Source organism: Rhodococcus sp. T2V, assembly GCF_029269925.1.
GTDB classification, from domain to species: Bacteria; Actinomycetota; Actinomycetes; order Mycobacteriales; family Mycobacteriaceae; genus Rhodococcus_F; species Rhodococcus_F koreensis.
In genome coordinates this window covers 1-371 of sequence record NZ_JARJBD010000528.1, presented here as the reverse complement: position 1 = coordinate 371, position 371 = coordinate 1, and the positions used below count along the sequence as shown (strand labels likewise).

The following is a 371-nucleotide window of genomic DNA, read 5'->3' as shown; positions in this document are numbered from 1 at the left end:
GGAATCGGTCGTCGCCTTCGCGCGCGTCCTGCGGGCCCGGGACAGCTCGTCCTCGTCCTCGTCCTCGTCCTCGTCGTCGTCGTCCTTCGACCGCGACCGGGTGGGCCGGGAACCACCGCCAGCGGAGGACCGGCGGCGCGGGGTCGGCCGCCTCCGGGCGCGGGGCGTCTGTTCGGAATCGTCGCCGCAGATCACCGGCGAGATCGAGGCCAGGTTGATTGCGTTGGCGTGCACACAGCCCCCGGCGGGACATGCCCGGTGGTCGCTGCGACTGCTGGAGAAGCACGTCGCCCTGATCGACGACATCCCCGACCTGGACCACTCGACCATCGGCCGGATTTTAAAAAAACGAAACTTCGTCCTCACCTGAA

The 371-nt window shown here is 68.5% G+C and carries 1 pseudogene; it reads left to right on the top strand.

From position 1 onward, the window contains the following. Window positions 1-187: 187 nt before the first annotated feature. Window positions 188-370, top strand: a pseudogene (locus P3H15_RS55265) (helix-turn-helix domain-containing protein); the annotation flags it as partial. Window position 371: the final 1 nt, after the last annotated feature.